Annotated in this window: 7 protein-coding genes and 1 pseudogene; all 8 read right to left on the minus strand. The window is 72.1% G+C overall.

What is annotated here, in order from left to right; genetic code table 11:
- A pseudogene (locus tag JFN87_RS31075) lies at positions 1 to 599 on the minus strand (hypothetical protein); the annotation flags it as partial.
- Positions 596 to 1,168, minus strand: a complete 573-nt coding sequence (locus tag JFN87_RS31080; RefSeq protein ID WP_307865664.1) for a phage tail protein — start codon at positions 1,166 to 1,168, stop codon at positions 596 to 598. The pseudogene JFN87_RS31075 and the gene JFN87_RS31080, both read right to left, overlap by 4 nt.
- Entirely contained in the window at positions 1,165 to 3,123 is a 1,959-nt protein-coding gene (locus JFN87_RS31085; RefSeq protein ID WP_209345544.1) for a putative baseplate assembly protein, read from the minus strand. The genes JFN87_RS31080 and JFN87_RS31085 overlap by 4 nt, the downstream gene beginning before the upstream one ends.
- A complete protein-coding gene (locus JFN87_RS31090) occupies positions 3,123 to 3,569 on the minus strand; it encodes a GPW/gp25 family protein (protein ID WP_209345545.1) in 447 nt (148 codons plus the stop codon). Before JFN87_RS31090 ends, JFN87_RS31085 begins: the two co-directional genes overlap by 1 nt.
- On the minus strand, positions 3,569 to 5,464 hold the full coding sequence (locus tag JFN87_RS31095) for a VgrG-related protein (RefSeq protein WP_209345546.1): 1,896 nt from the start codon (positions 5,462 to 5,464) through the stop codon (positions 3,569 to 3,571). Before JFN87_RS31095 ends, JFN87_RS31090 begins: the two co-directional genes overlap by 1 nt.
- Positions 5,464 to 6,195: a CIS tube protein gene (locus tag JFN87_RS31100; RefSeq protein ID WP_245182638.1), complete on the minus strand. Its 732-nt coding sequence runs from the start codon at positions 6,193 to 6,195 to the stop codon at positions 5,464 to 5,466. The genes JFN87_RS31095 and JFN87_RS31100 overlap by 1 nt, the downstream gene beginning before the upstream one ends.
- A 34-nt stretch (positions 6,196 to 6,229) precedes the next feature.
- Positions 6,230 to 6,667: a phage tail protein gene (locus JFN87_RS31105; protein ID WP_209345548.1), complete on the minus strand. Its 438-nt coding sequence runs from the start codon at positions 6,665 to 6,667 to the stop codon at positions 6,230 to 6,232.
- Positions 6,668 to 6,739: 72 nt separating this feature from the next.
- Positions 6,740 to 7,230, minus strand: a 491-nt coding sequence (locus JFN87_RS31110) for a hypothetical protein (RefSeq protein ID WP_209345550.1), incomplete at its 5' end; no start/stop codon positions are given.

The raw sequence follows: 7,230 nt of genomic DNA on the forward strand, positions 1-7,230 counted from the left end.
CCTGCGCCCCCCGCGCCGCCCGCGGCGGCCGGGTCGTACGGGTGGCCGCCCTGCGCCGCGTAACCGGGGTCCGCGCCGTAGGCGTAGCCGGGCGCGGGCGCCTGGCCGGAGCCCGGCCGCACGCGCCGGGTGTCGAGCGGCTCGGTGGGGTCGTCCTCGTCCTGGTTCTCGGCGGGCAGCGGCATGGCCATCGGCATCGGCATCGACACCGGCGCGGCCGTCGCTCGGGAGGCCCGCGGCCCGGAGGACGCGTGCGGCAGCGGCGAGGAGGGGGCACCGGGCATCGGCGACGAGACGGCCTGCGGCATCGGCTGCGCGGGGGTGTGCCACTCGGGCTGGGGGGACGCCGGCCGCTCGCGTTCCGCCGGGCCCTCCTGCGCGGGCACGGAAGGCGACGGGTCCTGGGCGGGCGACGGGTTCTGGGCGGGCGACGGCTTGGCGGCGGCCGGCGCCGGGGCGGAGGCGCCGGGGCTCCAGAGCAGCACCGCGTTGCACGTGTCGCAGAAAGCCTGGCCCGGCTCCTGCGGGGTGCCGCACTGGTCGCAGGTCAGGGTGCGCTCGTCCTCCCTGTGCCCACCGGAGGCCCAACTGCTCGTCATCTGTTCGAGGTCCTTTCCGCGGCGGTCACCTGGACCGTGTAGGGCATGTGGGCGGGGCGCGCGGCCGCCACCAGATCGTCCAGCCGGTACTCGTCGGCGGGCGTCGGGGCGGGCAGACGGATGGACACCTTCAGGTGGGGCCGGCGGTCGCCGGGAACGGGACCGCGGGGGCGGGCGCTCCAGGCGGCGCCGCCGCTCTCGGTGATCTCGGGTTCGACGCCGAAGGCGAGGCGCACGGCCTCCGCGAGGCCCTCGCGGGTGCCGCGTGCGCGGTGCAGGCTCACGGCGGCGGCGACCGCGGCGCGCAGCCGCGCCTCGCCGCCCGGCTCGTCGTCCTGGATGCCGTCGGTCTCCGCGCCGACCCAGTCGCCGAGCCAGCGGGCGAAGTCCGCCGGTGCGAGGGACGGCGTGAAGTACGTGTCCAGGCAGTCGAGGACGTTGAGGATCGGTGCGATCACCTCGTCGAGCCCGGCGACGAACCGCTGCGCCAGGTCGTCGTCCGCGAAGACGGCGGGCAGCATCGTGCCGAGCGGGACCGAGGAGGCGAGGCCGTCGACGGAGCCTCTCACGACAGCCCCTCGATGACGCGGACGTGGTGGTCGTAGGGGAAGACCAGCGACGGCGCGTCGAGGTCGATGCGGTCCGTGCGGTCGCCCCGCTTGCCGGTCAGCGGGTCGGCCGGGTGCAGCGCCACGTCGTCCACGAGTGCCACGCCTGCCACGCGCTGCAGCACCGAGAAGACCTCGCCCGACTGGACGGGGCGGCCGAAGGGCCAGCCCTTGCCGTCGACGCCGCCGGTGAGCGGGTCGAGGTGGCGGTAGAGCGCGTCGAGCGCCTGCCGCCTGACGCGGTCGACGTCCGCGCCGCGGAAGGCGTGCAGCGTCGTGACGACGGTGACGCCCTGGTAGTAGGGCGGGCCCACCGCGAGCCTGGTGCCTATCAGGCGGCGCTCGTCGAGGTAGCCGGTGATCCGCTCCAGCAGCCGGTCGGCCGGGACGAGTTGCTCGAAGCGCAGCCTGCCGCCGGGGTCGGGCACGGCGCGCGGCACGACGAGGACGCGCACCGCGTAGGCGCCGTGCTCCTCGGGCTCGCCCTCGATGCAGGTGATGCGGGCGGTCTCGGGGGCGGCGTGCCGGGCGAGCTGCTCGTAGTCGCGCAGGGTGACGGCGCGGTCCTGGGCGCGCAGGGTCAGCGGCGCGCGCGCCTTGGCCTCCTCGACCGTCTCGCCGTCCACACCGCCGTGCGCGGCCTCGCGGTTGATGACCTCGGTGACGTACGGCACCGAGTCGCGCAGCGTCCGTATGACGCCGCGGGCGATGTTGCCGGTGCGGCCGCCGCCGGTGCGGTAGCGGCGCGCCCGTATCACGGCGCCCTTGGAGGGCACCGCCCCGTAATTGCGCAGCGTGCCGTCGGCCTCGCGCACGGCGGGCCCGAAGGCGATCTCGCCGGTGGCCGGGTCCAGGGTGATGTGGCGGTCCTTCGGTCCCGACGCGGCGAAGTGCTGGACGACCTCCCAGTCGGTCCAGCCGTCGTACTCGGCGACCTGGAGGAGCAGCGGGGGCACGTCGCCGACGATGGGGGCGTGCGCGAGCCGCAGGTGCTGTCCCGGCAGTCCTGTGGATTCGCCGAGCGCCTCGTCGTAGACCGCGTCCGCGTGGACGGCGGGCGCGGTGCCGCCCATGGTGAACGCCTCGGCGGAGCGCACCGTCGGCGAGGTGGTGTAGAAGGGCTGGTTGGGCCCCGGCTCGGTGACGCGGCAGCGGAGCCAGCCGCCCTCGTGGCGTCCCGCACGCGACAGGACGTGGCCGCCCGGCACGTGCAGCACGACGTCGCCCGGCCGGTTGAGGCCACCGGTGGTGTCCTGCTCGACCTCGCACGCGGCCCAGCCGTCGGCGGTCCACGCCTCCCAGACCAGCGGGGGCTGGCGCGGGTCGACACCGACACCGTCGACGCGGCTGTCGAGGCGCAGCGCCACCGCGCAGTGCGGTACGGCCGCGCTGAGGCCGAGGAGCATGCAGTCGCCGGCGCGCGGCGACTCGGAGAAGCACAGCACGTGCTTCTCCTCGGCGAGGTCCGCGCTGCGGTCGACGATGGCCTGCCCGCTGTTGTGCACGGCCAGGTGGCCCAACGTGCTGGGGACGATGGTCAGTTCGCGCTCGGTCGAGAAGACGACGGACTCCTCGCCGTCGGCGCGCGCGGTGGCCGTCTGCGTCCCCAGCGGCACCACGATGGGGTCCTCCTGCGGCGCCGAGAGCCAGAACGTCACGTCGGTGCGCGCGGCGGTCGGCGGGAAGAGCGTGATCCCCACGAGGTCGAGGAAGGCCAGGTGGTTCTTCTCCGGCACGCGGTTGAGCCGGTACACGATCTGGTCGGCCATGTGGGCGACCGTCTCCACGAGGGTGACACCGGGGTCCGACACGTTGTGGTCGGTCCACTCCGGGGCGCGCTGCTGGATGTAGCGCTTGGCGTCGTCGACGAACTGCTGGAAGCGCCGGTCGTCGAGGTTCGGGGAGGGCAGTGCCATCAGCGGTCGCTTTCGGTGGCCGGTCCGCCGCCTTCCGGCGGTGGCTCGGGATCGTCGTGTGAGGGGATGACGTAGAACGGGAAGACGAGGCTGCGCGGGTTGTTGGTTCCGCGGATCGAGTAGCGGACGTCGATGTGCAGCACCCCTGGGTCGTTGCCGGGTGTCACCTCCACGTCGTGCACCTCGATCCGCGGCTCCCACCGGTCGAGGCTGGTGTACACCTCGTGCTGGATGCGGCCCGCTGTGGCCTCGTTGATCGGCGCGAAGACCATGTCGTGGATGGCGCAGCCGAATTCGGGCCGCATGGGGCGCTCACCGGGCGCGGTGGCGAGCACCAGGTGCATGGCCTCCTCGACCTCGCGCTCCCCGCTGACGAGGGCGATGCCCCCGGTCGGGCTGATGCGCATCGGGAAGGACCACCCGGATCCCACGAACTGTTCTGGCATCAGACGACCGGCATTCCGTTGGCGAGGAGGGTGGCGGGGTCGCCGGTCTCCAGCAGGATCGACGCGGCGAGGATCGCGAGGTCGGCTCCGCCCACGATCTGCATCGCGGTGCTCTCGATGTTCGCCTCGGCCTCCGACGAGATGCTCAGCGCGGCGCGCGCGTTGATCTGCATGGCCGTCGAACCGATGGTCATGGCGCCGCCCGACTGGATACTCATCTCACCCCCGGCGTTCAGGTTCATCATGCCGCCCGCCTTGAGGCTGAGGTTCGCGCCGGCCTCGACGGACACCGACCGGTTGCCCTTGATGGTGACACCGCCCCTGCTGTCCACGGTGATCTCGGTCTTCGTCCGGTCCATGTTGATGACGAGATTGCCGTCGCCCGTGCTCAGCCGCACCCCCTGCTTGCGCAGGCCGGTGCGCTCGCTGAGCAGGTCCATGCGGTTGAACTCGCGGTCGGAGATGGTGTGCCGGCTCGCCTTGCCGCTGAGCCTGTCGTGCAGGGGCACGTCGTCGCGCTTCGGGTGGTCCTTGCCGTTGTAGAGGCCGCCGATGACGTACGGGTGGTCGAGCGCGCCGCGGTCGAACGCCACCAGGACCTCGTCCTTGACGTCGAGCGGCATGATGCTGCCGCCGTCGACCCCGCCGTACTGCACGACGCGGGTCCAGTCGCTGACGTACTTGTCGTCGAGCCACGGGAACTCGAGCTTCACCCGCCCCTGCTTGAGCGGGTCCTTGGTGTCCGTGACGAGCGCGTTGGCGACGGACGGCAGGCGCGGCGCGGCGCTGGTGCCGCCGGAGGCGAGACCGTACAGGGAGCGCCACTGCCGGCCGCTGACGGTCACCAGCGTCTCGTAGGGCCTGCCCGACGCGAAGACGTGCCGTGCGCCGGTCACGGTGTACTTGCCCTCGAACGGGTCGCCGACGTCCTTGAGCGTGACGGCGGTGTCGGGCCGCAGCCTCGGGTTGCCGCGCACGGTGACCTCGAGCTCGGCGAACGACGACGTCACGTCGTCCGCCAGCGACTTCGCCGCCCGCTCGACGCGTCCGATCTTGTCGTACGGGGTCGACGTCTCGACCAGCGTGGCGCCCTTGAAGCTCCTGCCGACCTTGCCGGGGGTGGTGCCGATCTTGAACCCGTCGTTGCTCCGTGCCCCGGCGGTGGACTTCAGCGTCTGCTTCGCGTCGACGTTCCAGCCGCGGGCCCGCACCTCGGGCACCTGGTCGGCCGAGGTCACGCCGGCCCGGCAGCGCTTCACGTCGTGTCCTGCCTGGAGGACGAGCGGGCTCTTGTCGCTCGGCGTCGACTCGGGGGGCGCTCCCGAGGCGTTCTCGCGGGCGACGAACTGGAACTTGCCGTGCGGGTCCAGGTAGAACAGCTTGTCGTTCTCGTCGGCCAGCCGGGCGATGAAGTCCCAGTCGGTGATGTTGTCCTGGGTGACGAAGTCGTAGGCGGCGCCCGTGGATTCCATCTTGCCCTTGGGTATCCCGTGGTCGCCCAGGATGTCCTGGACCATCTCGGTGGCGCTCATCTTGGGAAAGCCGAACACCCGGCGCCTGCGCAGCAGGCGGTGGCCGAGGTCGTAGCCGCGCACGACGGTGAACGTGCCCTTGCCGTCGTAGTCCGTCTCCAGCGCGGTGACCTCGCCGGTGAGCAGCGGGTCGTGGGCGCCCTTGCCGTCCGAGACGGGTGACAGCACGACGTCCGAGCCAATCTTGATCTTCCCGAGCTTGAGCACCTTCCTGTGCTGGTCGCGGAAGACCAGCTCGAAGGCGCCAGGCACCCCGGCGCCCAGGTCGACCCAAGCGCCGACGAGTTGCTCGGCGACCTTCTTCGGCAGCTTGGCACCGCCGATGTGGACGTCGATGACGCTGGAGAACGCGAGAGGTGGCATCAGGCGGTGACTTCCTCGACGGCGGGCAGCATGAGCTCGGTGCCCGGAGTGAGCTGCGCCGGGTCGTCGATGCCGTTGGCGTCGGCGATGGCGCGCCAGACGGTGGCGTCCCCGTACTCCCGCCAGGCGAGCGACTGGAGGGTGTCGCCCGCGACGAGGCGGTGCACGCGGCGCGCGGTGAGCGCGCCGGACGTCGGGTTCTGCCCCAGCGTATCGGAAGGGATCTCGTGCAACTGCACCTGGCAGGTGGCGCGGATCGGCATGCCCGTGGTGCCGAAGAGCGTGTACGTCGCCTCGACCGATGCGACGTACGCGTGGAACCTGGCCGTCTTGAACGAACCCCACTGGAAGATCACCCACGGCGTGGACGGCTGCTTCGCGGCGATGCTCGCGGACGTCACCTCGCAGCAGCGGAACAGCGACTCCACCATCTTCATCACGTCGTTGCTGTCGGGGTCGTCCGACCGGTCGAAGAAGATCTCGACGGACAGCTCCCGCGGCTCGGGCCCCATGAACTCGGGGACCACGCCGTCCCGCAGCGCGGCCGTGGGCGTGGACTGCCACTGGGCGCGGCGGCTCATCGAGAGCTGCGACGGGTTGAACTCGAAGTCGAGTGCCTTGATCAGCCCGCCGGGCGTGGTGCTGTACCCGAGCGGCGGCTCGTGGATGGCGAGGTGGGCGTGGACCAGGCTGCCCATGAGCTGGCTGAGGTGCTCGCCCGCCTTCTCCATCTTGCTCATCTTGCTGCTCTTGCCTGCCATGGTGCTACTCCCCCTCCACATCGGTGAACCCGTGATGGGTGATCTCAAGTACCTCGGTGGCGACGGACGGGTTGGCGGGGTCGAGCGACGGACCCTGCCAGCGCACCGGGAGGACGTCGAGCAGCCCCCAGCGGGCCACCAGGGAGCCGTCCGCGCGCAGCGCGCTGATCTCGGCGGTCGGCCGCTGCACCCCGGTGGTGATGGACGAGATCCAGGCGGCGACGGTCGCCGTGTCGGCCGTCAGGGGCCGGGTCAGGCGGATGGTGGAGAACGTCACGCGCGTGGGGAGCTGCCACACGAACCCGTTGTTGCCGCCCTCCTGCCGGTGTTCGACCTCCACCTCGGAGGACAGCCCTTCGCAGCCGTTGAAGAACCCCAGGCTCTCGCCGTCGATGGACAGGGTGAAGAAGATCGTGGATCCCGGGTCGAGATCGCTGGACATCGGGGCGGCCTTTCGTGTGCGGTAGGGGGGTTCGCCTCGGATCGGTGGGCTCCCTGGCCACCGGTGCCTCCGTCAGCGGCGCGGGTCGCGCAGTCTGCCGACGCGTTCACGGTCGAGGCGAAATTCGGTTCTCAGCAGGCGGGTCAGCGGGCCGATCAGCCGGTGCAGCAACTCGTCGACCTGGCGGTCCGTCAGCTTCGTCGGCTCGAAGTCGTCCGTTGTCCTGACGCTGCGGTCGGCCTTGGCGGCCGCCTCGGCCGCCTTGACCTTGCGCTCGGACGTGGCGCGCCTGCGGGGCTGCGCGGGCTGCTGCTGCCTGGCCAGTTCGAACCCGGAGAGCCCGGACGGCTGTGCGGCCTGCGAGGTCACGGTCGTGGGCAGGGCGAACGGTGAGGACACCGCCTGCTCGGTTGCGGGCGGGGCCTGCTTGGCCATCATGTTCCGTTGCACCGGAAGCGCGACGGGCGGTTGCGCCGGTGCGGCGGTCATCCGCACGGGCGCGTTGACGCTCCCGGCCGGCGCGGCGGGGCGGGCGGCGAGGCCGGGGCCCGCGGTGGTGCGGG

The organism is Streptomyces montanisoli (genome assembly GCF_017813245.1).
Taxonomy (GTDB): Bacteria; Actinomycetota; Actinomycetes; order Streptomycetales; family Streptomycetaceae; genus Streptomyces; species Streptomyces montanisoli.